Origin of the sequence: Anaerococcus sp. Marseille-P3625, from assembly GCF_900232825.1 — a bacterium.
Lineage (GTDB): Bacteria > Bacillota > Clostridia > Tissierellales > Peptoniphilaceae > Anaerococcus.
Genome location: NZ_OCTP01000011.1, coordinates 546,687 through 571,953, shown reverse-complemented (window position 1 = coordinate 571,953; position 25,267 = coordinate 546,687). Strand labels below are relative to the sequence as shown.

The window sequence follows — 25,267 nt, the reverse complement described above, 5'->3', positions numbered from 1 at the left end:
TTATTCACAAAAGTTAGCTGAAACTGAAATTAAAAAAATATAAAATTAAAGAAAAAGTATAGAATTAATAATATTTAGAGGTGATAAAGTGACGAATTATTCAAGTAAACTAAAAAACAATATGATAGGAAGAGAAATTACTCCTTTTAACGTGTGTAAATTATCGTGTACTAATACTTGTAGGTATAGTTGTACAGCAAAGAATGCTGCTAAACACCCAAAATATTCACATAGTACATTTAATAATAATTTAAATAAAGATGATAAAAAATAATATAACTTACAAACTTGGAAAAGAAATTAATATTTGGAAAGATGGTCTGGCTCAAACATTAACATTTATTGTAACTGAGGATTGTAATTTAAGATGCAGTTATTGTTATATTACACATAAATCTTCAAACAAAAAAATGTCATTTGATGTAGCTAAGAGATTTATTGATTATGTACTTTCAGATAAAATAGTTAGACCAAATGGAGTTATATTAGATTTTATAGGTGGAGAGCCATTACTTGAAATAAAACTAATCGATCAAATATGCGATTATTTTAAATTAAAAACATATATATTAAATGATGAATGGTATTGGGATTATAGGATTAATATAACGACAAATGGGATTAATTATGCTAGTAAAGAAGTACAAGATTTTATAAAGAAAAATCAAGGAAAACTTGAAATTGCAATTACGTTAGATGGTACTAAAGAAAAACATGATATGCATAGAATTTTCCCAAATGGTAAAGGTTCTTATGATGAAATAATAAAAAACATAGAATTGTACAAAAATCAATTTCAAGCTTCGACCAAAGTAACATTTGCAAGCAAAGATTTGAAATATTTAAAAGATAGCATAATTCATTTATGGGAATTAGGAATATCTGATGTAGCAGCAAATGTAGTATTTGAAGATGTTTGGCAAGATGAAGATGACAAAATTTTTGAAGACCAGTTAATTGAATTGGCAGACTATATCCTGGAAAATAGACTATTTGATAAATATTCTTGTACTTTGTTTGATGAATCTATAGGTTTTCCAAATATTAAAGAAATATTAGAAACAGCTTCATGTGGTGCTGGAAAGATGATAGCAGTTGGTCCCGATGGATCATTGTATCCATGTATGAGATATAAAAATTATTCACTTAACAATAAAAAAGAAGTTGTAATTGGTGATGTAGAGAATGGTATAGATTTTGATAAAATAAGACCTTATTATCTGATAAATACGAAATTTCAATCTGATGAGGAGTGTATTAACTGCAGGATTGCAAGCGGATGCACTTCATGTTTTGGTCATAATTATGATTCTGCAGAAAGTAATACAAATTTTCAAAAGGCAAAGTATATTTGTAAAATGCATAAAGCAAGAGTAAGAGCAAATAACTACTACTTTGCAGAACTACATAATAGGTATGGAATTGAAAGAGAAATTAATAACGAAGAAAGAGATAAACTTTATTTTTTATTATCTAATTCACCTGTAAGAACTTGTGCTAGTAGTGATAATAGAAGTGGATCTACTATTATGTCTAATGAAACAATAATGCAAGGATTAGAATATGCTAAAAATAATTTTCTAAGACCAGTATTCATACATAGCAATTATGGACTCAATTTAAATTTCAAAGAGATAGACCTAAAAGGACAAAATATTTTTCACCATTGCTCAATAAGAAATCAAGATAGTATAAGAAAAATAACTAATAAATATATCCTTACAATTGAATATCCTAATGACGAAGAGTTTGTAAAAAATATGAAATTAGAAGAAAATATAATATTAAATATATCGTCTGATTATTTAAGTGATTTGGAGAATTTTGTAACAAAATTATTCAATAAGACTAACAGTATTAATCTAAATATATTAGATATTGATAAACAATTCAATTATAACCTATATGAAAAACAACTAATGAATATTTCTGATTATATTTATTACGAATATTCGAATAAAGGAATAATTAAAGAACTAAATGTAATAACTGATGAAATGTTTATGGAAGAAAAAGAATTATGTGATAGTGGATTGAATTCTTATACCCTTGCTAGCAACGAAAAGTTTTATGTTTGTCCAGAATTTTACTTTAATTTTCCTTTGGATTATATAGGAAGCTTAGAAGATGGAATAAAAGAGAAATACAATAGACATTTATACTCAGAAAAATATTCTCCACTTTGTAATAAATGCAGTATTTGTCATTGTAATTCTTGTAGTTTCGAAAATTATATAAATACAAATGAGGTTAATATACCGGCTAAGAATTCATGTGTAAAATCTAGTATTGAATATAGAGTATCTTATGAATTACAGAAAAAATTATCAAAGATAATGGAGTTTGATATACATATAAAGCCACTAAATTATTTAGATCCATTTGTTGATGTTTTAGAAAAAAATCCTGTAAATGGAATTTTAAACAAAAAATACTTGGAGGATAACTAAGTTGAAAGAAGTTGGAACATTAACACAGGAAGAAAGTAGAAATTTAGAAAAGCTTCTTGAAAAGAAAATAGCCTTAGAAAACTTGTTGAAAATCTTATCGGAAAGTCAAGAAATTTATAAAAAAGTAAATAGAGATTATAAAAAAATAGTAGAAGAATATGAGAAATGGTGGAGAGATACATCCGATAAATATATTTGGGAAAGTACTGACAATTCTTTTTGGTCAATTGACTTTAAATTTAGAAAAGTATATTTAGTAGATGAATAATATGTATGATTGGCGTGAACATAAAAAAATAATTGATGAATTTATATTACCACAGAAAAAGAAAATTATATATTTAATAATAGTCATACTATTAGGAATAATTGCAAGTATGGCGATTCCTTATATATTTGGAAAAATTATTGATTTAATAGTAATAAAAGATTTGCAATTAGTATCAAAGTTTATTCTTATAAGTCTATCTTTAAATATATTTCAAAGTTTAAGCAGTATTTTAGAGGAATGGCTTGGCAATATATTATCAGTGGATTGTTCAAACAGTATAAAAGAAGCGATGTTTTCTAAAATATTAGATACAAGATATGAATTTTTAAATTCGTATGGAGAAGGAGAACTTGTAAGTAGAGTAGAAAATACAGGTGATAAAATAGTCAGTTTCTATATAGATTTTTTTTCAAGCATTATAATGATTTTGTTTAGCATCATTATATCTGCCTATATTATGATTAGTATATCATTAAAATTATTTGTAATTGCGATTATATTACTTCCATTGACTTACGGAATTAACTATATATTCAAAGGTACTATTATTAGTAAACAAAGAGACTATATTGCAAATTTAGATGCATATTCAGATTATCTAGTAGATACGATTTCGAATTTAACTGGAATAAAACTAAATAATTTACAAAAAACATTTAAAGGAAATTATGGGAAGAAGCTTCAGGATTTAAAAAATGTATCTATGTCTAATTTGAAGATAAAGATGACTGTAACGAGTTTACAAGATTTAATAACCATTATTTTAAGTTCTCTAATATTATTCATTTCAGCAAAATTAATAATATTAGGAAATTTGACATTGGGAAATATAGTTGCTTTTAGTAGTTATATGGAAAAGTTACATTCGTCAATTAAAAACATTGGTGATTTAAACTTATCTTTTAATGAAGTTATTGTAGATTTAGAACGATATAAGAAAATTATGGATCATGACAGTGAAAAGAAAACTGATGGAAAGAAATTATCAAAAGTAACTAGTCTTAAATTTAAAAATGTTTCGTTCAAATATGATGATAAATACGTATTGAAAGATTTTTCATTCGAAATATCGAAACCTGGTTTATATGGAATAGTTGGAGAAAATGGATCAGGTAAAACAACAATATTTAATCTAATAAGTAAACTTTATACTGATTACGAAGGAGAAATTTTAATAAATGGTAAGGATATAAGAAACTATAAAGATGAAGAATTAAGAAATGAAGTTTTGTTTATAGAGAGTAAATCATTTATATTACGTGAAAACATAAATTCTAATATAACATTATTAGAGAAAAATAAAGTAGATGAATTATATTTAGAAAAAATAATTCAATTCTTAGAATTAGAAAGAATTGAAAAATATAGTACTAAAAATTTGAAAGATACTTTATCAAAAGGAGAACAACAAAAAGTACAGCTGGCTCGAGTGATGATTGGTCGATATTCTTTTATTTTATTGGATGAAGTATTGTCTGGATTGGATCAAGAAATGAAGAATAAAGTAATTTCTAAAATAAAAGAAAAAAGTAAAAATGAAATAATAGTAATAATTTCTCATGACCATGAAATACAAAGAGTATGTAATGAAATAATTTTAATGCCTGATAAAAATTCTTTAATAAAAAACAAAAATATTCACAAAAGTTAGCTGAAATATCTTATAAAAGCTCTTATAATTATGTTAAAAGTAGGATATATAATATCATTATATAGTATTCCTCATAAAATTATAGAAAGGAATAATCAAATGAGCGAATATATATTAGAAACTAAAAATTTAGTAAAAAATTTCGGAAATTTTACAGCAATAGATAATGTTAATTTAAAAATTAAAAAACAATCTATTTATGGTTTAATAGGAGATAATGGAGCTGGAAAATCAACTATTATGAGGATGATATCTGGATTATCTAATAAGAGTAGTGGGAATATAGAGCTATTTGGTAACAATGTTAAAAAAAATTCTAGTTATTTTAGTAAAGTAGGCAATTTAATAGAAACACCAGCATTATATATGCAGCTAACAGCTTATGATAATTTGAAATTAAAATGCTTATCTTATGATATAGAAAATGAAATTTATATAAAAGAAATACTTAAAATAGTTGGGCTGGAAAATTGTTATAATAAACAAGTTAAGAGTTTCTCTTTAGGAATGAAACAAAGACTTGGCATTGCAATGGCTCTTATAGGATCTCCTGAAATTATTATTTTAGACGAGCCAATTAATGGACTTGATCCTCAAGGAATAGTCGATATTAGAAATATGTTAAAAGAAATTAATAAAAAATACGGCATTACCATAATTATATCAAGCCATATATTGGAAGAGTTATCTAAAATCGCAACAGATTTTGGAGTAATTTCAAAAGGGAAGTTACTAGCTGAGTTTACAATAGAAGATTTGCATAAAAAATGTAGATCAAGAATAGAGATAATAACCAGCAAAACGAATGAAGTATCAAAAATTTTAAATAAACATGGATATGAAAATGAGATTATAAATAGTAAAAAAGTTATATTAAACGATTACTTTGATAAAATAAGTCTAATAAACTCTTTGTTAGTAAATTGTGGTATAGAAATAAGTTCAATTTCTGTAAAAGAAATGAGCTTTGAAGATTATTATATGGAGATATTAAGATGAGTAGAGCAATAAAATTAGAGTTATATAGACTACGAAGAAACAAATATCCATGGATAATTTTAATTCTTAGTAGCCTTATGATAATTGGATCTGTATATATGACAAAAGTTGATTATCATTACTATATTAATGATAAAGCAGCACTAGAAAATTTGAAAATAAATTTCACACAGATAAATTGGGGGATTTATGTTGGAAGTGTGATTCCAGATTGGTTAGATTTAGGCTATATACCTATAACTGAATTATTTATGAGAAATATTCAAAGTAAAATTTTATTGATGTTTCAAACAGTTTTTATCGTAATGTATATAGGAGATGAACTTAAATCTAGTTTTCTAAAAAATATTAATCAAGTTTTTCCAAAAAAAATAGAGTTAACTTTAGGAAAAGTAGCAATAATATGTGTATACACATTAGCTATATTTATTACTAATTTTATTATTATGTCATTATCATTTTACTTTATGGAAGGATATTTGAAATTCACAGAAATAGGAATATTCATAAAATATATACTCACAGAATACTTATTATATATAACCTATAGTATTATAATAATGTTTTTGGCGTATTTGATAAGAAATTCTGCCGTTACACTTATTATTGGTCTCCTTGAGTCAGCTGGAATATTACAAATATTTGATACAATAATCCATCAAATATCTGGGAATTTTTCATCTTCAATTATGAAATATCTTATATCGGGAAATATAGTATTATTATCTATTAATAGCAGTAGCTCCATTTATTTAAGAGTGGCTATTTTATCAATCGTTTATTTGGTAATTATGATAATATTAAACACCGTGATTCTTAGTAAAAGAGATATTTATTAAATTAGAAATGGAGGGTTTTATGGCATATGATACATTAGGATTTGCTCTATTTAATAAATGTACTGCAAAATGCAAACATTGTTGTTTTTCATGTTCTCCTGAATCTCAACAAAGAATTGATATCAATAGAGTGATACAATACATTAAAGAATCAGAAGAAATAAATGAAATAAAAACAATAGCTTTTACGGGAGGAGAAGTTTTTTTAGAATATCCGACATTATTAAAATTAGTTGAAATTTCAACAGAAGTTGGTAAGAATACTAGTATTGCGACAAATGGGTTTTGGGCTGTAAGCGAAGAAGCAACATACGATAAACTTTATCAGCTTAAGAAAAGCGGATTAAAACATTTAAGTATAAGTCATGATAGATATCACAGTGAGTTTATTAGTACTAATAATATAAAAAACATACTTAAAGTTTCTTTAAATTTAGATATACAAGTTTCGATTGCTATTGTTAAATTAAAAGATGAAAAAATAGGTGATTTAATCGATAAAATCGGTTCAGATATATATCCAGCATCAATTAAGATAGGGGCTTGTATGCCTGTTGGATCAGCACAAATTAATTTTAATAGCTCAAAATTTGATAGAACAATGGATATAAAAGATGCTAGGTGTACTTATGGAGGAAGTTTATCTATTTTATTTGATGGAAAGATATATCCTTGTTGTTCTCAAGTTATTATGGATACGGGGTTATATATAGGAGATTTTAATAAAATATCTTTAGAGGAAGCTTTATATAAAGCGAAAAATAATGCATTACTATATTTTTTAAGGAATGAAAAAATGGAATTTTTCACTAACTATAGTGAAAATGTACTTGATGAAATTTATCCTAAAAAAATAGTAAATCCATGTGAGTTATGTAAATTATTGTTTGAATCGAATAAAGTAGAAAGATTCCATGATTATATTATGAAAGAAGCTAAGTCTAAGATAAAATAAATGAGATATGAAAAATTCTATAACAAAAAATATGAGATACTTCATTGTCAAGGTTATGGATATTATATTAAAGATAAATTAAATAATAAATATTATTTCTTAGAAAATATAAATAATAATTACAAAAGAAAATTAAAAAAAGAATACATAAAGATAAACCATATAGACATTATATATTCTATATTAATACTTTTATCGATTATTTCTTTTATTTACTTGTTTTTTATTAAGTACGATAAAATTTATTTGGATAATTACAATAACTCAAATAATATTTACTTAAGTAGTATATTGTACTTATTTATAAATGTTATACTACATGAATTATCTCACTATTTGGCAATGATATTCTACAATAGAAAACCTGGAAAAATCAAAATCAAAAGATATCATATATTTTTGTTAGTTGTTACAGATACGACAGATTCATATATATTGCCTTTTTATAGGAGGTTCGTTGTTTATTATGCCGGTATAATGATTAATTTATTAGTTTATTCAGCAACAATAATATTATATCCGAGATATGCTTATCTTCTAAGATTTGTGCTTTGGGGAGTTTTATATAATATTATACCATTTGGGGGACTAGAAACCGATGGATATCATATTTTTGTAAATGTATTTTTGAAAATAAACGAACAAAAAGATGGGGTTAATCTAAAAACACTGATTTTCAAATATTTCTTTTTGATATTTTCTATTATAGCTTTTTTAAATTCTTTATTCAGTTTATTGACTGATGAAAGTTTATTTAATTATTTATATTGTGTGTTATTAAATTTATATATATAGCACAAATTTTTGCAAGGAGGTGATAATATGAAAAAACTAAATAATATGGAAAAACTAAATAATATGGGAAAAGTAAATAGTGAAGAAAAAGAAAAATCTCCATTAACTAGCTTTGAGATGGATCTAGAAAAAGCTAAAGAACTAAAGCCTATAGAGAATCCTGATAGTATATTAGGTCCATGGTTTTTTGTTCACAAAGTATAATTTATATTTAATTACTTTGTACTTTGGCTTAAACATATTATGTTAATAATTCATAGTTTAAAGCCATTTTATAAAAAAGAGTTAATGAGTAACATATATATTCATAAATTCTTTTATTGTACATTTTGTTCGCTAAAATCATTAGAGCGTACAATTATAAGGTGATGAGCAGAATAGATATTTTTTTATTCTGCTCATCACCTTTATTCATGTTTATTACTCAACTGTAATCGTAATTTTAGTTGATATAATTATTCTATCAATATGTAGAAACAGAGTTTAAAAATTGCTCTTTATTCAAAGAATACTCTTGCATAAGGGTGTTCTTTTTTTCTTGCAGTTTATCGAAAGAGGATAGTATTTCTTTTGTATTTAGTAGTTTTTTATCGTTTTCTAAAATTTCTTTAGCCGTTATTCTATAGATAGAAAGTTCGCTATAATACTCATCTGCAAATTGTTTACCTTCAGGATTTTTATTGTTGTATTTATAAATCTCATGGTATTTATTTATAATATTTACATTTTTTCATATCTTGTGACAGATTTTTTTATTTCGGTTTATACATCAAAATAAGAACAAAAATATCAGGCTAACTAAGATAAAGATATGCTTGACATGAGATTGAAGTAAAGAGCAATTTCTAAAATAAAAGGAATAATTTAAAATAGTATTATATTAATAATTTTTTATGAACAAGGAATTTAAAGAGTAAGTAACGAAGTATTTTTAATGACTAAAATTATATAGCAAAGATAATAATTAAATAATATTCACAAAAGTTAGCTGAAATAAATTTCTAACTACTATAAAATTAAATTAGAAATAAGGTAGTAAAAGCGTTAGTAGCATAAAGGAGATATGTGATGAAAGAAAAATTTAAAAAAATATTTTTGGGGTTAATTTTTGTATTGGCTATTTGTGTACTTATCTTACCTAATAATAATGTAGCAGCATCCGATGGAGAAAATTTGAGCTATAGTGATATTGAAAAAATAGGAGATGAAGTTCAGAAATACATCATTGTAGATAATGATAGATTATATTTTGATTATCAAAGTGCACAAAATAATAACGAAAGTCCAGAAGTTATAGAACAAGGCTTATTGTTAGAATCAGTTAGTTCAAATTATGCAGAATCTAATACAGAAGGTTATAGTACTCGCTCAATAGGTTTACCAATATGGGGAAATTATTGTGGACCAGGTTATGGCGGAAAGGATTCAGATGAACCAGCTACTGATGTACTAGATGAAGGTTGTAGAAGACACGATCAATGTTACAAATGGTCATTAACATTAAGAAAGAATTGTAAATGTAATAAAGACTTAGTAGATTATATTGATACACATAAAAGCGAAATGTCAGGAACAATGGCTAAAGTAGCATGGGCAATTAGAACGTATTTTAATACTGTGGGGCAAGTTGGATGCTAAGAACTAATATAGGAAAATACACATTTGTACTCGGTATAATAGTGTTTGTTATTTCATATATTCTTCCTGTAGATTTATTAAATAAATTTACAGAATTGAAACCTTTAGGTATAAGTACGATTTTTATATGTCCTATACTTGGAATAATTGGTTTGATATCATCCATAAAAAGAAAATCTATACTATTTGTTTTTTTGAACTTGTTATTGGTATTATCTTTTCCAATTATTATGTTCATTGGAAATTTACTTTTCAAATAGCTGGTATAAAAAGTGAAGAACAAAAAAGTAATTAAAAGCATATATGTAGTAGTTATTGTTTTGGCAATATTTAAACTTTTCAAATTTAATATTAGTAACTATGAGCAATTTTATCAATTATCTAATTATGAAATAAAGAAAAGGCAGCTGAATCAAATAGAATGGGAAGATATAGGTAAAAAAGATGGTATATATCTATTAACATCAAAAGATTGTCCTTATTGTTTACATTATATAAGCAATGGAATAGAGCTAGTGAAAAAAGAAAGTGAGGAACATGATTTATCTAAGAATGTCGTAGATTTAGACATAGGTGAATATTTTAACAATACTGAGCTTAATAGGATCTTAGATTACTATGGTATCAATAGCATACCATGTATATTGGAGATTAAAGAGAATAAAATAAGACTTATAGAATTTGAGGACATTCAAAAATTTTATTAAAGGCATATATAATTAGGAACGATTAACAAATATTTATATAGTTTGGCACATATACATAATTTTAAAAAAACAGAAGAAAAATTTTATTAAAAGTAAAATTGATAGATGAAAAAGGGAAGTATTCACAAAAGTTAGCTGATTAAATTTTGAAATTCTTATACAATTATTATGATAAAAAGTCTAATGTGAATTTGTAAAAAGTAGATGGATTTATAGTAATGATAATAAGTAGACATTATGAGACTAAACACTAGACTGTTATAAATGAACATTTAAGGAGAAATTAAATTGATGAATAGTATTTTAAGCATAAAAGATTTAGAAAAGTATTATGAAGATTCACCTGTATTGAAATCTATTAACATAAATATAAATGAAGGCGAAATATATGGATTATTAGGTAGAAATGGTGCGGGGAAAACTACTATAATGAAGATTATATTAGGATTAACTAAACCAACTAAAGGGAAAGTTATCTTGCTTGGTTCTGATACTAGCACTGATAAAGGAAAAGAAGTATTAAAGAACGTTGGTTGTATTATAGAAAGCCCTGGTTTTTATAGTAATTTGACGGCAACAGAAAATTTAATGATATTTGCAAAATTAAGAGGCGACTCTGAAAACTCAGTAAAAGAAGCTTTAAAGTTAGTGAATCTTCCATATAATGACAAAAAGCTTTTTGGCAAGTATTCATTAGGAATGAAACAAAGGCTTGCAATTGCAAATGCTATAATGCACAAACCAAAAGTTTTGATTTTAGATGAACCAATAAACGGTTTAGATCCAATAGGAATTGCAGAAGTTAGAGATTTAATTAAATCTCTAAAAGAAAATGGAACTACTATTCTTATTTCTAGCCATATTTTACCAGAGTTAGAAAATTTGGCAGATAGGATAGGAATTATTAACGATGGAAATTTAATTGATGAAATTAATTTGGAAGAATGGAACTCTCATAATGAATTTGGAGTTAAGATTTATGTTGATAAGACTCAAGAAGCAATAAATTTATTATCTAAGAATGGAGTGAATTCTGAGCAAATGGTAACCTTTAATAAAGGAATTATTATAAAAAATGAAAATGTTAAGGTTTCCGATTTAAATAAAATTTTTATAAAAAATGACTTCGAAGTAAATGGAATTATTGAAGAGAAAATAACACTTGAAGATTATTTTAAAAAAGTTACAGGAGGTCAAGGAATTGGGTAATTTAATATTTTCAGAATTTAAAAAGCAAAAGAGATCAAAAGTTGTATATATATCTTTGGTATTAGTTATAGCTTATCTAACAATGATATTAATATATACTAATGAAGCTACAGGACTCTTTGACAGTTTCGTATACTTATATAAGTTTTCATTAAGTTATATGAATTATTTAATATTACCAATGATTTTACTATCATTCTTAACAACATCATTTTCAAATGATTATAATAATGACACAATTAAGTATATATGGACAATACCTATTTCAAGAACAAAATATTTTATATCTAAACTAGTTTACTTATTTATGATATCTCTAGCTATCATGATTTTTGTGTTCTTAACAGTTTGTATTACAGGTTTTTTAACTAGATTTCATGATAGTATGACAAGTGAGTTAGTTTCAAGATTTTTTTTACTATGTATTAGAAGTTCGATATTTATTTTTTTAAGCGTAATACCAGTGTCAATAATTACTATTGTTACAAAAGGTAATGCTGCTACTACAAATTTAATAGGAAGCCTTTATATAGTAGTTACATTTTTTTTAATGAAAAAGTTGCAAGGTATAAGTCCTTTAGCAAGCAGCCATAATGTAATTTGGTATAACAACTTTGAAGGAGTAGAAAGTAGTCCATATATAGGATATTTTATAGCAAACATTGTTATTGTATTTGCAATTTATGTTTATATATCAATAAAAATTTTAAAAAAACAAGATGTGTAGGTTAACTAAGGTGATTAGCATGGTACAGATAGAATTAAAAAAACTTAAACGCAAAAAACTTTTACTCATTTTATTTATAGTTTGCCTAATTTCATCTCTTATACAATATGGGATGGGAAATATGACATATAACGATATAAAATATGGATCAACTTTTGGCTGGTTCTTAAAAAATGGTCTAAGTGTGAATTCATATTATATTTTTACACCAATATTTACATTAATAGGAATGGAATTGTTTTTAATGGAAAGCAGAGATAAGGTATGGAATAATTTATTAACTTCACCTATTAATATAGAAGATATAGTTAAAAGCAAAAAAAGCGTTAGTCTTATATTATCTTTAATATATTCTTTGCTTACATTTTTATTGATGCTTTTTTTTGAAATCAAACTAAACTTAGAGTCAATAAATTTTAATGTAGTAATACAATACTTTATTAAGTACATGATTCATTCATTGGTAAGTTATTTAATATCGTGGTTAATAATAAGCGTTATGTTATATTTTAAACAAAATTTACAAATAGGAGTAATTGTTGGATTTGTTGTTTCATTCTTTGGAGTATTTGTTTCACAATTAAATATGGCTTACTTATATGTAGTAAATAGTATGTTTTACATTTCTAAAGCTATAGATTCTACAAATAAAGAAAAATTAATTTCAGCAATAATAGTTTTGCTAGTATTTATGTTGCAAAAAATTATACTTAGTAAATACTGCGAAAAAATATATGCATGAGATTGATAAATAGGATGCGTTTATTATGAAATCTACGCATTATATTTATAAAACTAAAGAAAGGAGGAGAGATTATGTCAAAAAAAATGGAGAATTGGAAAAAAGCTATCTATTTTAAAAATGAAGATGTTGATAATCCAGCAGGAGATATTTTCCGCGAATTATCTGATAGCGAACTTGATGGAATTATGGCAGGTGGAACAGCAAATACACATTGTCATTGCTATTCTGGAAAAGATTCATGTGGTCATGGTTGCACTATAACTACAGAATGTCCATTTGCAACTTTAATTTGTTGCTGATGGATATAAATTTCCATATGTGAATGGGGGGCGGATGGTATATTTCTGCCTCCCGTTTTTTAATATACTATCAGGAGGATGTATAATTGAAATCGATTGAAGAATTTAAAAATTTTGCTTATTCTTTTGAGAGAAAAGATTATGAACTAAATTTTAAAAATTATAAGATAGCTAAAGTTAGAAAAAAGTACTGGGAATCTTTTTTGGGTGATGATTTCATAAATTATGAAGATTATTTATTGAAGGCATATAATATTGATAGTGATAGATTCGAATGTATTTTAGAGGAGTCAAACTTTAAGATTAAAAATACTGTAGAAATGAAAAAAATAGAAAAATTTTTATACTATATGCAATCACAGGAATATTTGGAATATAAGTTGCCTAAATTCTATGTTAGGAACAATAAAAATAAAAAAGTGAAGCCTTTATTTTATGATTTTTATAAGCCATTTATAAATGTTGGAGTTATCAATTTAAAAAAATGTTTAAAATTTTATAATATTTCAGAAGATATCATTAATCAATTTACTATTCAGCTTATAAATAAATTAATAAATATAACATATAGGACAATAATTCTTGAGTTAAATATTGCTAAAGAAAACGAAAAGCTAATAGGTGAAAATAAATATGAAAGATATGAATATTTTACAGAACATTATATTGAAGAGCACTTTTGGGATATTTTGGAAGAATATCCTGTAATGTTAAGATTAATGGTTGAAGCAGTAAATAATTGGGTGACTGCAACTTTTGAATTTATTAAACATTTTTATGATGATATCCATGATTTAAAAAAGTACTTTTTCATTTCAGATATAATAACAAAAGTTGACTTAAATATTTCAGATTCTCACAATAATGGAAAATCTGTTATTATAGTACATTCTGAAAATGGGAAAAGTGTTGTTTACAAGCCTAGAACTCTTGAATTAGATGAAAAATTTCAAGAGACAATAAAACTTTTTAATAGGTTAACAAATAGTAATTTATATACCTATAAAGTAATTGATAAAAGAGATTATGGTTGGTCTGAATATATAAGTTATGAATCTTGCAGTTCTGAATTAGATATGCAAAATTATTATGATGAATTAGGAAAGCTGTTATTTATCTTATATGTCTTAAGAGGTAATGATGTTCACTATGAGAACATAATTGCACATGGGAAACATCCAGTTTTAATAGATATAGAAACAATATTTCATAATAAAATGGTTGATAAAATTCATAGGGGTGCTGATGATAAAATTTATGAAACTATTGAAAATTCAGTGAGAAGAGTAGGAATATTACCTAATATTATATGGGGAAGAGGGAAAGATATTGGTGTAGATGTAAGTGCAATGACGAATGATGAAAGTAAAGAAATTCCAATTGAAACAGCAAGTATATTAGATATTTTAACTGATGAGATGAGAATAGATTATAAAAGATCTGTTTTAGAGAAGAAAAATAATACTCCGTTTATTAAAAATAAAGTGGTAGATACTTTTCAATATAAACAGGAATTGAAAAAGGGATTTATAAATAGTTACAGGCAGTTTTTATCAGAAGATTCAAAGAAAATCTTATTAAAGGATGTCGATAAATATAATCATAAAGAATCAAGACAAATTTTAAGGGCTACACAGTATTATTCATCTCTTATTCAGCTATCTTTTCATCCTGATTTCATGAGAAGTGGTTTAGATAGAGAAATGTTGTTTTCAAAATTATGGACTCAAGTTGAAGAAGAAAACAAGTTGAAAAGAATTTCGGGCATTGAGCTTTTGTCTCTTATAAAAAATGATATACCTATGTTCGTTTCAAAAATAGGGACTTTTAGTATAGAAGATAAAGATAATAATAAAGTTGAAAACTTTTATAAAGAAACATCAATTAATCTTGTTAAAAAGAATATAGCGGATATTTCAGAAGAAGATTTGAGGTTTCAGATTTTGATGATCACTACTGCATTAAATTATGATCCAAAATATAATTTTATTAATAATAAAGAATTGAGACATGATAGAATTCTAAAGATTATAAAGAAATCATCAGATTTGGAGCTAAAAAAGAGTGAACTTATAGAAATATCAGAAAAAATTGCAAACCATTTAATCGAATTATCATACATTGGTGATAATAATGATATAAGTTGGATGGATATGAATATCGTAGGAGAAAAAACTAATGATTGGAATATAGTTCCTGTAGGTATGGATTTATATAATGGTATTTCAGGTATATTAATATATTTTATATATCTATATAAAGAAACAAAAAATCATAAGTATTTTCAAGTAATAGAGCAATGCTTTGAAACGATAAGGGGTTATTTTAATAAAAGGGATAAATATAAAGATAATAAAATTTTGTTTGGCGGATTTTCAGGAGAAACACCTATTATATACGCTCTAATTATTTTAGAAAAAGAGCTTAATGAATACTTTGATTCAGATGAGTTAGAATTAATGAGGTCAAAAATTTTTAATAGTTGCGAGAAAAGCTTAATTAATAATCAGGAGCATGATGTAATTATTGGTTCTGCGGGTGTGATTTTAATACTTTTAAAATATTATGAACATGTCAAAGATAAAAAAATATTATCATTAGCAGAGCGTTACGCCGATAAAATAATGAAGGATAGCATTAAAATCGAGAATGCTTTAGCGTGGAAAAGTTCGTTTGCTAAACAACCACTTGGAGGTTTTGCACATGGAACATCTGGAATAATATTTGCATTTGCAAAATTATATAAATATATAAAAAATGATAGCTATTTAGAAATAATTGAAAAAGGTATGAAGTATGAAGATATGTTATATAGGGATAGTGTAAAAAACTGGTCTGATAGAAGAGAAACAGATGATGGTATAAGATATGATGATTTAGAGAATCATATACCAGTTGCGTGGTGTCATGGAGCAAGTGGAATATTATTAAGTAGACTTTATATAAAAAATTTAGAAATACCATTAACAGAGAGTAGAAAATCTAGTATAGATTCAGATATTTCTAATGCAATAGAAACTAGCTTAAAGTTTGGATTTGGTAGAAGCCATTGTTTATGTCATGGTGATTTAGGAAATATAGAAATTTTAAATTATGCCAGCAGAGTAGTCGAAAAAAGAAAAATAAAAGAAAAATGCGACATATATATGGAGTATATTAAAGAAGATCTCATGAAAGGTAATTGGAAATGTGGAATTCCATATGATAATTCACCTGGTATCATGGTGGGTTTAGCAGGAATAGGATATGGAGTATTAAAAGTGTATAATCCAACAATACCATCTATTCTGATATTAGAATGAAACTTTATAATATGCTCAAAAAGTCTTATTATTTTTATTTAACGAGTTAAATAGATAAAATTTGTAGCGAATAGTTGAGGTGATTTTATTTGAAAAAGGTTAAATTTATACAGCAGCTATCTGAGAGTGGGTGTGGAGTTGCTGCACTTTGTATGATACTAAACTTTTATGGTTGTAAAATTCATATTGCTGAGTTGAATAAAAAAATAAATGTTTCAAGAGATGGAGTATCTATAAAAAGTTTAATTAGTCTATCAAATGATTTTGGACTAAAATCTAAAGCTGTACAATTAAAGAATAAAAAAAGCTTAATATGTACAAAGGAAATTTTTCCTTGTATTTGTATAAAAAATAATAGTCATTATATCGTGCTTGAAAAAGTAAAAAATAATGATGTCGTATATATAGACCCTGAATTAGGTAGAATTAGAATATCAGTTGATGAATTTAATGAGTTCTTTAATGGAATAGTTATTATTTTTACACCCACTAAACAATTTAAAAAAAGGAAAAAAGGAAAGAATACAATAAATTTATTAAAACTTGGGTTTTTAGATAAGAAATTAGTTTTAATTTTAGTATGTATTTCTTTATTAATTCAAATTTTGACACTGTTTACACCTTGGTTCACTAGATATATTATAGACGACGTTATTGGAAATAATCTTAATAAAGATATTAATTATTTATTTATTTGTTCAATAATATTTGTATTATTGTATGGAGTATTTTCCTATGTTAGAGCATTGTTGATTTCTATTTTGCAAAAAAAATATATTTATTCTTTAAAAAGAAAGATAGTAGAAAAAACATTTAAGTTGCCGTTAAAATTTTTTGATATAAGACCGTCTGGGGAGATTATATCAAGAATAAATAACATAGATTTACTTCAACATAGTATTACAAATATGATTATGGCAATTTTTATTGATTTATTAACGATAATAATTTCTTCTTTAGCAATGATTAAAGTTTCGAGAGATCTTGCTATTATAAATTTTATACTTGGTTTTATTTTATGTATAATTGTATTCGTTTTACTTAAGATAGTAGATAAAAAAAACATAGATTCTATTGCAAGTAGAGAAAAGACGCAAAGTTATTTGATGCAAATTTTTTCTAATGTTTTACTAATAAAGACCTCAGTAGGATACCAAAGCAGTATAAAAAAATGGAACGAGTTTTATAATAGACAAATATCTTTAGAGTATAATAGAGAAAAAATATTGGGACTTTATCAAAGTTTTATGATGTCATATAGATTATTACCAACGTTTATAATATTGCTTATAGGGAGTTTTATTATAAATAGTGGTTTAATGACTACTGGTGAAATGATGGCTTTTATAACATTAACAAACATTTTTTTTAATCCATTAGTAACGATTATGCAAACAATTTTTGATTCTCAATATACGATATCAATAATAGATAGGTTAATGGAAATAACCCTAGATGATGATGAAATTACTGATAAGGGAAGAAACATATCTGAATTTGAAAAACTAGAGTTTAAAAACGTTAGTTTTTCATATAATAATAATTATGAAAATATGGTTGTAGACAATATTTCTTTTAAATTAAAAAAAGGACAAAGCTTATCAATTATTGGGAAAACTGGTTGTGGTAAAACTACAATTGTAAAGCTTTTGCTATCAATATATAGTCAATACAAAGGAAATATTTTACTTAACAATATAAATATTAAAAACTATAATTTGGATACCTATAGAAAGATCTTTGGCGTTGTACTTCAAGATCAAATGTTTTTTAATGATACGATTAGAAATAATCTAGATATTTCAAATGAACATACTGATGAGGAGATTTATTTAGCTTTAAAAATAGCGTGTTTCGATGAAGAAGTACAAAAAATGCCTTTTAATATACATACTCAAATAGGAGATAATGGGAGTAATTTATCTGGCGGGCAGAGGCAAAGATTAGCACTAGCGAGAGCATTACTAACAAAACCAAAAATAATTATTTTAGATGAAGGAACAAATCAATTAGATGCAATCACTGAAAATAAAATAATGAAAAAATTGAGAGATGAAAATATTTCACTGATATTAATTACTCATAGATTATCAAGCATTATTTTTTCTGATGAAATATTACTTTTAGATAATGGTAGGATAGTAGATAGGGGCACACATAAAGAATTGAAAGATAGAAGTGATTTTTATTGTTCGCTCATTGATAAACAATAAATTAATTAAAGTAAAATCAGTTACGATTTTCATAAAAGTTAGATGGTTTAATATAAATGATTATTTATAATGATTAAAAGGTGATTATGTTGTATATATTTATAACATAGAAAGGATTAGATAATGAAAAATAAAGTATGGCAATGCAAGATAATGGGGATTTTATTGGTAATTGTTTCTATAATACCGAACAAAGCATTAGCTAGTTCCGGGAATATAGAAATAAATTGTTCTACAGATCTATCAATAATAAACGATGGGCTAGAAGATATTCCTATATCAAATTTAGTGTCTTCTGAGAGTGTATTTAAATATTTTGATGATGTAACCTGGATTCAAAGAGATGGTATTTGGTCATTATCGATTTCTCCTAAAAATTTTGTAAGAATGTCTTTTAGTAATGATATTTTGATAAAATCTTGGAACGAACTTAAGGAAAATTTTTCAAATGACTTACAGTGGTCTCAATATAAAGATAATGAGGATATATTATTTGAACAGTACAAATGTCATTTTTTCAAAGCAAAAATAAAAAACCGATGGAACATAGAACCGTTTAGAGAATCTATTGATCGGCTTTGTAACTAATTATTATACTTACCAAGCCATATAAATAGATTTAGATTTAAAAGGATTTACTTAAAAATAGCTGAAGATTTAAGATAATCTCATAAGTTTAGTGTTAGAAATTAATCTTATAAGATAAGTCGATTTGAGACTGTGAAATAATTTATGTATAGGAATTCCTCCTGATTAGTTTTCACTTACCCTAATCAGGAGGTTTCTATACACAAAATTTTATACAGTCTCAGAAGTGAAGATGTTACCTCTCCACTTCCTTCCCATAATAATTTTCATAGTTTTTTCTATATTGAACAAGGTCAGAAAATTGTTCTTTATTCAAAGAATACTCTTGCATAAGGGCATTCTTTTTTTCTTGTAATTCATCAAGTTTGGTTAATATTTCTTTTGTATTTGGTAGCTTTTTATAATTCTTTAGTATGTCTTGAGCGGCTATTTTATATACTGAAAGTTCTCTATAATATTCTTCTGCGAATTGCTTATCTTCAGGATTTTTCTTGTGGTATTTATAGATTTCACGATGTTTATTTATAGTATTTATAGTTTCCATATCTTGGGATAGACTCTTCATTTCAGTTTCAATCTTCTTTATTTTATCTAGCAAGTCTTGTCTATCATCAGCAGATTTTCTGATTAGATCATCGAGCTGGGTAATGGAATTAATGCCTTGCTCTCTAAGCTTAATTATCGAGTCAGCCATTGTTTTTATATTATGTTTTCTTGCCCAGACTTCGTAACCTTTAGAGGTTTGTGCTTTTTCATTAGTAGATATATCAATAACATTTCCTACACGCTTTTTAATAGGATTAGCTTTATTTTTAATTGCTATATCTATTCTTTCTTTGATTTTTTCTTCGGTATAATCTTCTCCAATAGTCTTTGATCTTGTAAATCTTTGCTTATCTTTATGACGAAAAGCAATGTGTTTACCAAACTTAATTTCATAATCAAGAGACCTCATATTTTCTAAAAACTCTTCCCACGATTTAGACTTATTAATCATTCTATCTATATCAAATTGTAGTTTAGACTTCCAAGAATTCCCTTTCATGTTTTGGTCATATTCGTACCAAGATTTACCAGCAGTTTTATATTTTCTTTTGTAAGCTTCATAGTATTTATCAATGACTGAAAGCTTATTTTCTTTACATAATTCGTCACTTTGATACCTGATTTTGTGGTAAGTTTTTTTGTTAGATTGGTAGCATTTACCAGTCTTGTAATTAACATTATTAAAAATAATATGGTTATGGATATGTCCTCTATCTATATGAGTTGCAAGAACAAATTCATAATCTTCTTTTAAAATTTTCTTACATAATTCCATTCCAATTTCGTGTGCTTTTATAGGATCAACCTCTCCTGGTAGAAAAGATTGAATCAAATGTCTAGCTAAAACTGTACCCTTAGTATCATTATCTTCTCGTGTTTTTATAAATTGAATATGGGCAGTAGATGGATGGCATTTGAATGAAGATACCAAGATTTTTTCATCAGTTTTTTCACTCTTAGTAATGTAGTCTATTGCTAAATTTAGAGTTGATTTTATAGGATGTATCTTTGTAATTGCCATATTAATCACCAGAACTTTCTTTTGATTTATTAAGAAGTAGGGAATGGATCTGCCATATTTCTCTTGATAAATTTTCTATCTGCTTATTCATAGATTCAATTTCATTTTTGTAAATAACACCAGTTGTATTAGTAGCTTTTGCAATCTGGTTTATATTATTTGTTGCATTCGAAAGTAACCATTGTAGGTTTCTAAATGGTTCTAAATCTACTACATAAATTTCTTTCTCTAATACACATTTTCTAAGAAAGTGGGACATAGTTTTGCAATTAGCAAGTTTCATTTTCTTTTCAAAAATTTCCTTTTCTTCCTTAGTTAATTTTATTTCTATTCTTTCATTTCTAAATCTATTTGCCATTTTATTCTCCTTTATAAAATATATTTCGGGGTCTTAGGGTTCTCCCTAACAAGGTAAAATTAAAAAAATGGAGCATGCCATAAAGGTCTGCTCCATTAATTTTTTCGTAAGTGTCCGTACACTTACTGTGCTTGCTATTAAAGTTATAAGCGTTAAGCGTTTATTCAGTTTTATTAATTATACCGCATTTATTGAAGTTAATAAACAATATAAGATAAACTTCAAGGAATATTCTAAAAATTACTTTTAAATAAGGATTTTTATAAGTATAATGAAATAGTGTAAATATTAAGGAAATCATATTCTAAGTTCTTGAATTTCGTATTTACTAAATTTGGATCTAATTATTTTTATTTTGAGGGAGGGGTAATCTATTCTACACAGGGAATTTGCAGAGGAAAATTATTTAGAAGCTATATATATTTTATCTTTGGAAAAAGAGGAAGTAAGAAATATGGATCTTGCTAATTACTTAGAATATAAAAGACCTACTGTTACAAGAATGCTAAAAAAACTTGAAAATAAAGGGCTGATTATTTATGGTGAAGATAAAATAATTCGTTTAACAGAGGAGTCAAAAATATTTTGCGAAAAAATGTATACAAGGCATAAATATTTGACGGACGTATTTATAAGACTTGGAATAGATGCAAAAAATGCTGAAGACGAAGCTTGTCTTATAGAGCATGTTATTTCTGATGAAACTTTTGAAAAATTAAAAAAACATTTCGATTATAATTTATAGTAAATAGCATAGATGACTCGCATAATGAGATGTCTATGCTATTTTTATTTTTAAAATTATATTTTTAAAATTATATTTTTAAAAACATCTCAAAGCTATTGATAAAAGCTATCAAATGGTATATAATAATTTTGAGTTAGCCAATACTAACAGAAAATAAATAAAAAGGTGAATTTATGTCAAAAAACTTTGAAATACTAAGTAAAGAAATTAATGAAAATAATATAATAGCAAATCTTTTTATATTCCCGTTTGCAGGTGGTGGAGTGTCTGCCTTTAGAAAATGGAAAGATGAGTTTGAAGATATAAAATTACTTGTTGCCCAGTATCCAGGAAGAGAAAACAGGTTTTCTGAAAAGGCTATAAGTGACATTAACATCTTAGTGGATAATTTATTTGAAGATATGAAAGAAAATTTTAATTTTAGAAAACCTTATTATTTATTTGGACACAGTATGGGAACAAAAATAGTTTATGAACTTGCATTAAGAATTAAAAATTCGGATTACATAAATCCAAGAGGAATAATAATATCAGGAGGACGAGCACCATTATATAAAGAACCTCATCCAATTTATCATCTTGATGATGACGGATTTATAGAAGGCTTAAGAAGATATGAAGGAACACCAAAAGAAATTTTAGACAATAAGGATTTAATTTCTATTTTCTTGCCAACACTTAGGGCAGATTTTGTAATAGATGAAGACTATCAAGACACAAAATTTGAGAAATTAGAATCACCTATACTAGGTCTTATGGGAGATAAAGATCAAGAAATGAATTTAGATGAACTTATAAAATGGCAAGATTATACCACAAAAGAATTCACTTATAGATATATCGATGGCAAGCATATGTTTGTCAATACATCTCCTGAAAGTGTCATTGAAGAGATAAAAGAGTTTATAAAAGTAAATGAAAATTGAAGAATATGAAATAAGAAAAATTAATGATTTTCTTACTTTAGAAGATTTAAAAGATAAATTAGCTAGTAATAATTTAATACTAATTAAGGCTTATACAGATAAATTATTAGAAGAAAAATTACTTCCTTACTTAACTAAAGAGGAGATAATAAAATCAGAAGATTATAAATCAGAAATAGCAAAAATTAATTATCTAGCATCAAGGGCAATACTTAATTTGACCTTAAAAGGTTTACTCGAAAAAGGAATTAATGATTTAAGAGTCAAGAGGGATAAAAACAATAAGCCTTATGTAGAAAACACTCTAGGATTAAAGTTTAACATATCCCATACAGAAGACTTGGTCTTGTTAGCTTTTTCTAAAATAGAAGTAGGAATAGATGTTGAAAAAATAAATTATCAATTTGAGTTTAAGGATATATTAGAAAATTGTTTTACTAAAGATGAAATTATAAATATAGATAATAACATAATCAGTTTCTATAGATATTGGACTGCAAAAGAAGCCTATCTTAAATGTGATGGGATTGGTCTTATAAGAAATTTGAGAGAAATTGAAATAATTTCTTATGGAAATAAAGTTATAGAAATTAGCGATAATAAAAACAATATAATAAGTAGATTACAGCCATTAAATTATGATGGCAAATATGTCGGAGCAATATGCTTGGAGGAAAAATAATGAACATTGAATTAAAAGAAAAATTAGAAAAAATTTATGATGAACAAGTATGGCCGCATATGACCTTAGGAGAATTTATTGAAGATTGTGCTAAAAAATATGGGGATAAAATTGCCTTAGTAGATGGAGATGTTGAACTTTCATATCAAGAATTAAATAGAAAAGCTTGCCAATATGCCAATGGTTTATTGAAAGCTGGATTTAAAAAGGGAGATAGAATTGTTCTTCAACTTCCTAATTGCCATGAATTTGTTATTATCCTTTTTGCCATGTTTAAGATTGGTTTGATTCCTGTATTATCTCTTCCAGCTCACAGGAAAAATGAAATAAAGGGAATATTAGAAAAATCAGGAGCAAAAGCATATATATCTAAGGGGAAATATCTTGGATTTTCATATGTGGATATGATTAGAGAAGTAAGAGAAGAATTAAACATAGATTTTGAAGTTTATATTCTTGGGGATAATCAAGGATATAAAAATTTTTACAATCTCAATGATAAAGATTATATATATCAACATATAGATGTTGACTATAAAGAAATAGGATTATTACTTTTATCGGGTGGTACAACTGGGATACCAAAATTGATACCAAGGAGACACTGCGATTATATCTATGTAGCAAAAGAAACAGCAAAGAGATGTAAAATGGATCAAGACAGTATTTATCTAGCCTCTCTTCCTATTGCTCACAACTTTCCTTTATGTTGCCCAGGGATATTAGGTACATTTTTTATAGGAGGCAAAGTTGTTTTGTGCCCAGTAACAAGTCCAGATGAAATCTTGCCTTTAATTGAGGAAGAGGAGGTTACGATAACGGGCTTAGTTCCTGCTATGGCAAATATATGTATAGATTTTATAAAGGTAGATGATTATGACATATCATCATTAAAGGTTCTTCAAGTTGGAGGTTCGGTTTTAGAAGAAAAGCTTGCAGAAAAAATAGAAAGAGAATTTGGGTGTAAATTACAACAAATTTTCGGAATAGCTGAAGGTCTGATTATGACAACTTCTTTAGATGATGATAGTAAAACTATATTTACAACTCAAGGTAAACCTATAAGTGAGTTTGATGAATTGTTAATAGTTGATGAAGATGGAGAAGAAGTCAAAGATGAAGATTACGGAGAACTTATAGTTAGAGGCTCTTACACAATTTATGGCTATTATAAGCTCCCAGAAGTAAATAAAAGATGTATAGACAAAGATTTATATTTCAAAACTGGAGATAAGGCAAGGAAACTAAAAGATGGGAATTATCAGGTAGTTGGAAGAATTTCAGAAACAATAAATAGGGCTGGAGAAAAAATCACCCCTTCTGAAATTGAAGATATTTTACTATCTAATAAAAATATAGGAGATGTTCAAGTTGTAGGAGTGCCTGATGAACTTTTGGGAGAAAAAATAGGAGTATTCATATTAAAAGATGAGAAGGACGAACTCTCATTAGAAGATATCAGGACATTTCTAGCAAATAAGAATGTAGCGGAATTTAAATTGCCAGATTCTATAAAATATATAGATTCATGGCCGCTAACTGCTTTGGGAAAAATTGATAGAAATAAATTAAAAAGAATAGAGTGAAAGGAGCAGAAC

23 protein-coding genes and 1 pseudogene are annotated in these 25,267 nt (G+C 26.0%); 21 read left to right on the top strand and 3 right to left on the bottom strand.

Features of this window, described 5'->3' with window-relative positions; translation table 11 throughout:
* Window positions 1–260: 260 nt before the first annotated feature.
* The 8 genes from CS884_RS08045 (at window position 261) to CS884_RS10645 (ending at window position 8,164) form a co-directional block, all read left to right on the top strand.
* Window positions 261–2,450, top strand: a complete 2,190-nt coding sequence (locus tag CS884_RS08045) for a radical SAM peptide maturase, CXXX-repeat target family (RefSeq protein ID WP_099321352.1) — start codon at window positions 261–263, stop codon at window positions 2,448–2,450.
* A gap of 1 nt (window position 2,451) precedes the next feature.
* Window positions 2,452–2,718: a CXXX repeat peptide modification system protein gene (locus CS884_RS08040; RefSeq protein WP_099321351.1), complete on the top strand. Its 267-nt coding sequence runs from the start codon at window positions 2,452–2,454 to the stop codon at window positions 2,716–2,718.
* Window positions 2,711–4,372 (top strand): ABC transporter ATP-binding protein, encoded by a 1,662-nt coding sequence (locus tag CS884_RS08035; RefSeq protein WP_099321350.1) that lies wholly within the window; start codon window positions 2,711–2,713, stop codon window positions 4,370–4,372. The genes CS884_RS08040 and CS884_RS08035 overlap by 8 nt, the downstream gene beginning before the upstream one ends.
* A 99-nt stretch (window positions 4,373–4,471) precedes the next feature.
* Window positions 4,472–5,371 carry an ABC transporter ATP-binding protein gene (locus CS884_RS08030; protein WP_099321349.1) on the top strand — a complete coding sequence of 300 codons (900 nt, stop codon included), beginning with the start codon at window positions 4,472–4,474 and terminating at the stop codon, window positions 5,369–5,371.
* Window positions 5,368–6,210, top strand: a complete 843-nt coding sequence (locus CS884_RS08025; protein WP_099321348.1) for an ABC transporter permease — start codon at window positions 5,368–5,370, stop codon at window positions 6,208–6,210. The genes CS884_RS08030 and CS884_RS08025 overlap by 4 nt, the downstream gene beginning before the upstream one ends.
* 19 nt (window positions 6,211–6,229) lie before the next feature.
* Window positions 6,230–7,165 carry a radical SAM/SPASM domain-containing protein gene (locus tag CS884_RS08020; RefSeq protein ID WP_180753315.1) on the top strand — a complete coding sequence of 312 codons (936 nt, stop codon included), beginning with the start codon at window positions 6,230–6,232 and terminating at the stop codon, window positions 7,163–7,165.
* Window positions 7,166–7,960, top strand: a complete 795-nt coding sequence (locus CS884_RS08015) for a hypothetical protein (protein WP_099321346.1) — start codon at window positions 7,166–7,168, stop codon at window positions 7,958–7,960.
* A 27-nt stretch (window positions 7,961–7,987) separates the two neighbouring features.
* Window positions 7,988–8,164, top strand: a complete 177-nt coding sequence (locus CS884_RS10645; RefSeq protein ID WP_180753314.1) for a hypothetical protein — start codon at window positions 7,988–7,990, stop codon at window positions 8,162–8,164.
* A 259-nt stretch (window positions 8,165–8,423) separates the two neighbouring features.
* Here the strand turns inward: CS884_RS10645 and CS884_RS08010 are convergent.
* Window positions 8,424–8,712: pseudogene (locus tag CS884_RS08010) on the bottom strand (hypothetical protein); the annotation flags it as partial.
* A 316-nt stretch (window positions 8,713–9,028) separates the two neighbouring features.
* Between CS884_RS08010 and CS884_RS08005 the strand changes: the two are divergent.
* The 9 genes from CS884_RS08005 to CS884_RS07960 all read left to right on the top strand — a co-directional run bounded on the left by CS884_RS08005 (window position 9,029) and on the right by CS884_RS07960 (window position 19,388).
* Window positions 9,029–9,598 carry a hypothetical protein gene (locus CS884_RS08005; RefSeq protein ID WP_099321345.1) on the top strand — a complete coding sequence of 190 codons (570 nt, stop codon included), beginning with the start codon at window positions 9,029–9,031 and terminating at the stop codon, window positions 9,596–9,598.
* A gap of 272 nt (window positions 9,599–9,870) precedes the next feature.
* Window positions 9,871–10,305 (top strand): hypothetical protein, encoded by a 435-nt coding sequence (locus CS884_RS07995; RefSeq protein WP_004167052.1) that lies wholly within the window; start codon window positions 9,871–9,873, stop codon window positions 10,303–10,305.
* A gap of 291 nt (window positions 10,306–10,596) precedes the next feature.
* A complete protein-coding gene (locus CS884_RS07990) occupies window positions 10,597–11,514 on the top strand; it encodes an ABC transporter ATP-binding protein (protein WP_004167045.1) in 918 nt (305 codons plus the stop codon).
* Window positions 11,507–12,241, top strand: coding sequence for an ABC transporter permease (locus CS884_RS07985; protein ID WP_004167029.1), 735 nt, complete (start codon window positions 11,507–11,509; stop codon window positions 12,239–12,241). Before CS884_RS07990 ends, CS884_RS07985 begins: the two co-directional genes overlap by 8 nt.
* A 19-nt stretch (window positions 12,242–12,260) precedes the next feature.
* Window positions 12,261–12,983: an ABC transporter permease gene (locus tag CS884_RS07980; RefSeq protein WP_004167055.1), complete on the top strand. Its 723-nt coding sequence runs from the start codon at window positions 12,261–12,263 to the stop codon at window positions 12,981–12,983.
* Between the two features lie 74 nt (window positions 12,984–13,057).
* Complete coding sequence (locus CS884_RS07975; RefSeq protein WP_004167060.1) at window positions 13,058–13,285, top strand: plantaricin C family lantibiotic; 228 nt, start codon at window positions 13,058–13,060, stop codon at window positions 13,283–13,285.
* Window positions 13,286–13,371: 86 nt separating this feature from the next.
* Complete coding sequence (locus CS884_RS07970) at window positions 13,372–16,587, top strand: type 2 lanthipeptide synthetase LanM family protein (protein WP_004167033.1); 3,216 nt, start codon at window positions 13,372–13,374, stop codon at window positions 16,585–16,587.
* An 89-nt stretch (window positions 16,588–16,676) separates the two neighbouring features.
* On the top strand, window positions 16,677–18,800 hold the full coding sequence (locus tag CS884_RS07965; protein ID WP_004167044.1) for a peptidase domain-containing ABC transporter: 2,124 nt from the start codon (window positions 16,677–16,679) through the stop codon (window positions 18,798–18,800).
* A gap of 123 nt (window positions 18,801–18,923) precedes the next feature.
* Entirely contained in the window at window positions 18,924–19,388 is a 465-nt protein-coding gene (locus CS884_RS07960; protein ID WP_004167041.1) for a DUF2599 domain-containing protein, read from the top strand.
* Between the two features lie 235 nt (window positions 19,389–19,623).
* Here the strand turns inward: CS884_RS07960 and CS884_RS07955 are convergent, their stop codons facing one another.
* Complete coding sequence (locus CS884_RS07955) at window positions 19,624–20,955, bottom strand: relaxase/mobilization nuclease domain-containing protein (protein ID WP_099321344.1); 1,332 nt, start codon at window positions 20,953–20,955, stop codon at window positions 19,624–19,626.
* 1 nt (window position 20,956) lies between these two features.
* Entirely contained in the window at window positions 20,957–21,313 is a 357-nt protein-coding gene (locus CS884_RS07950; protein ID WP_099321343.1) for a plasmid mobilization relaxosome protein MobC, read from the bottom strand.
* A gap of 373 nt (window positions 21,314–21,686) precedes the next feature.
* Here CS884_RS07950 and CS884_RS07945 point away from each other — a divergent pair, with 373 nt between their 5' ends.
* The 4 genes from CS884_RS07945 to CS884_RS07930 all read left to right on the top strand — a co-directional run bounded on the left by CS884_RS07945 (window position 21,687) and on the right by CS884_RS07930 (window position 25,255).
* Window positions 21,687–22,058 (top strand): metal-dependent transcriptional regulator, encoded by a 372-nt coding sequence (locus CS884_RS07945; RefSeq protein WP_012797113.1) that lies wholly within the window; start codon window positions 21,687–21,689, stop codon window positions 22,056–22,058.
* 176 nt (window positions 22,059–22,234) lie between these two features.
* The gene (locus CS884_RS07940) at window positions 22,235–22,987 is read left to right on the top strand and encodes a thioesterase II family protein (protein WP_012797114.1); all 753 of its coding nucleotides are present in this window, start codon (window positions 22,235–22,237) and stop codon (window positions 22,985–22,987) included.
* Window positions 22,977–23,669 carry a 4'-phosphopantetheinyl transferase superfamily protein gene (locus CS884_RS07935; protein ID WP_099321342.1) on the top strand — a complete coding sequence of 231 codons (693 nt, stop codon included), beginning with the start codon at window positions 22,977–22,979 and terminating at the stop codon, window positions 23,667–23,669. The genes CS884_RS07940 and CS884_RS07935 overlap by 11 nt, the downstream gene beginning before the upstream one ends.
* Window positions 23,669–25,255 (top strand): (2,3-dihydroxybenzoyl)adenylate synthase, encoded by a 1,587-nt coding sequence (locus CS884_RS07930; RefSeq protein ID WP_099321341.1) that lies wholly within the window; start codon window positions 23,669–23,671, stop codon window positions 25,253–25,255. Before CS884_RS07935 ends, CS884_RS07930 begins: the two co-directional genes overlap by 1 nt.
* Window positions 25,256–25,267 lie beyond the last annotated feature (12 nt).

Excerpts from the sequence above, each read along its gene's own strand:
- CS884_RS08045 (WP_099321352.1), top strand. The coding sequence starts at position 261 with ATGATAAAAAATAATATAACTTACAAACTTGGAAAAGAAATTAATATT.
- CS884_RS08035 (WP_099321350.1), top strand. The coding sequence starts at position 2,711 with ATGAATAATATGTATGATTGGCGTGAACATAAAAAAATAATTGATGAA.
- CS884_RS08030 (WP_099321349.1), top strand. The coding sequence starts at position 4,472 with ATGAGCGAATATATATTAGAAACTAAAAATTTAGTAAAAAATTTCGGA.
- CS884_RS08025 (WP_099321348.1), top strand. The coding sequence starts at position 5,368 with ATGAGTAGAGCAATAAAATTAGAGTTATATAGACTACGAAGAAACAAA.
- CS884_RS08020 (WP_180753315.1), top strand. The coding sequence starts at position 6,230 with ATGGCATATGATACATTAGGATTTGCTCTATTTAATAAATGTACTGCA.
- CS884_RS08015 (WP_099321346.1), top strand. The coding sequence starts at position 7,166 with ATGAGATATGAAAAATTCTATAACAAAAAATATGAGATACTTCATTGT.
- CS884_RS10645 (WP_180753314.1), top strand. The coding sequence starts at position 7,988 with ATGAAAAAACTAAATAATATGGAAAAACTAAATAATATGGGAAAAGTA.
- CS884_RS08005 (WP_099321345.1), top strand. The coding sequence starts at position 9,029 with ATGAAAGAAAAATTTAAAAAAATATTTTTGGGGTTAATTTTTGTATTG.
- CS884_RS07990 (WP_004167045.1), top strand. The coding sequence starts at position 10,597 with ATGAATAGTATTTTAAGCATAAAAGATTTAGAAAAGTATTATGAAGAT.
- CS884_RS07980 (WP_004167055.1), top strand. The coding sequence starts at position 12,261 with ATGGTACAGATAGAATTAAAAAAACTTAAACGCAAAAAACTTTTACTC.
- CS884_RS07975 (WP_004167060.1), top strand. The coding sequence starts at position 13,058 with ATGTCAAAAAAAATGGAGAATTGGAAAAAAGCTATCTATTTTAAAAAT.
- CS884_RS07960 (WP_004167041.1), top strand. The coding sequence starts at position 18,924 with ATGAAAAATAAAGTATGGCAATGCAAGATAATGGGGATTTTATTGGTA.
- CS884_RS07955 (WP_099321344.1), bottom strand. The coding sequence starts at position 20,955 with ATGGCAATTACAAAGATACATCCTATAAAATCAACTCTAAATTTAGCA.
- CS884_RS07950 (WP_099321343.1), bottom strand. The coding sequence starts at position 21,313 with ATGGCAAATAGATTTAGAAATGAAAGAATAGAAATAAAATTAACTAAG.
- CS884_RS07940 (WP_012797114.1), top strand. The coding sequence starts at position 22,235 with ATGTCAAAAAACTTTGAAATACTAAGTAAAGAAATTAATGAAAATAAT.
- CS884_RS07935 (WP_099321342.1), top strand. The coding sequence starts at position 22,977 with ATGAAAATTGAAGAATATGAAATAAGAAAAATTAATGATTTTCTTACT.
- CS884_RS07930 (WP_099321341.1), top strand. The coding sequence starts at position 23,669 with ATGAACATTGAATTAAAAGAAAAATTAGAAAAAATTTATGATGAACAA.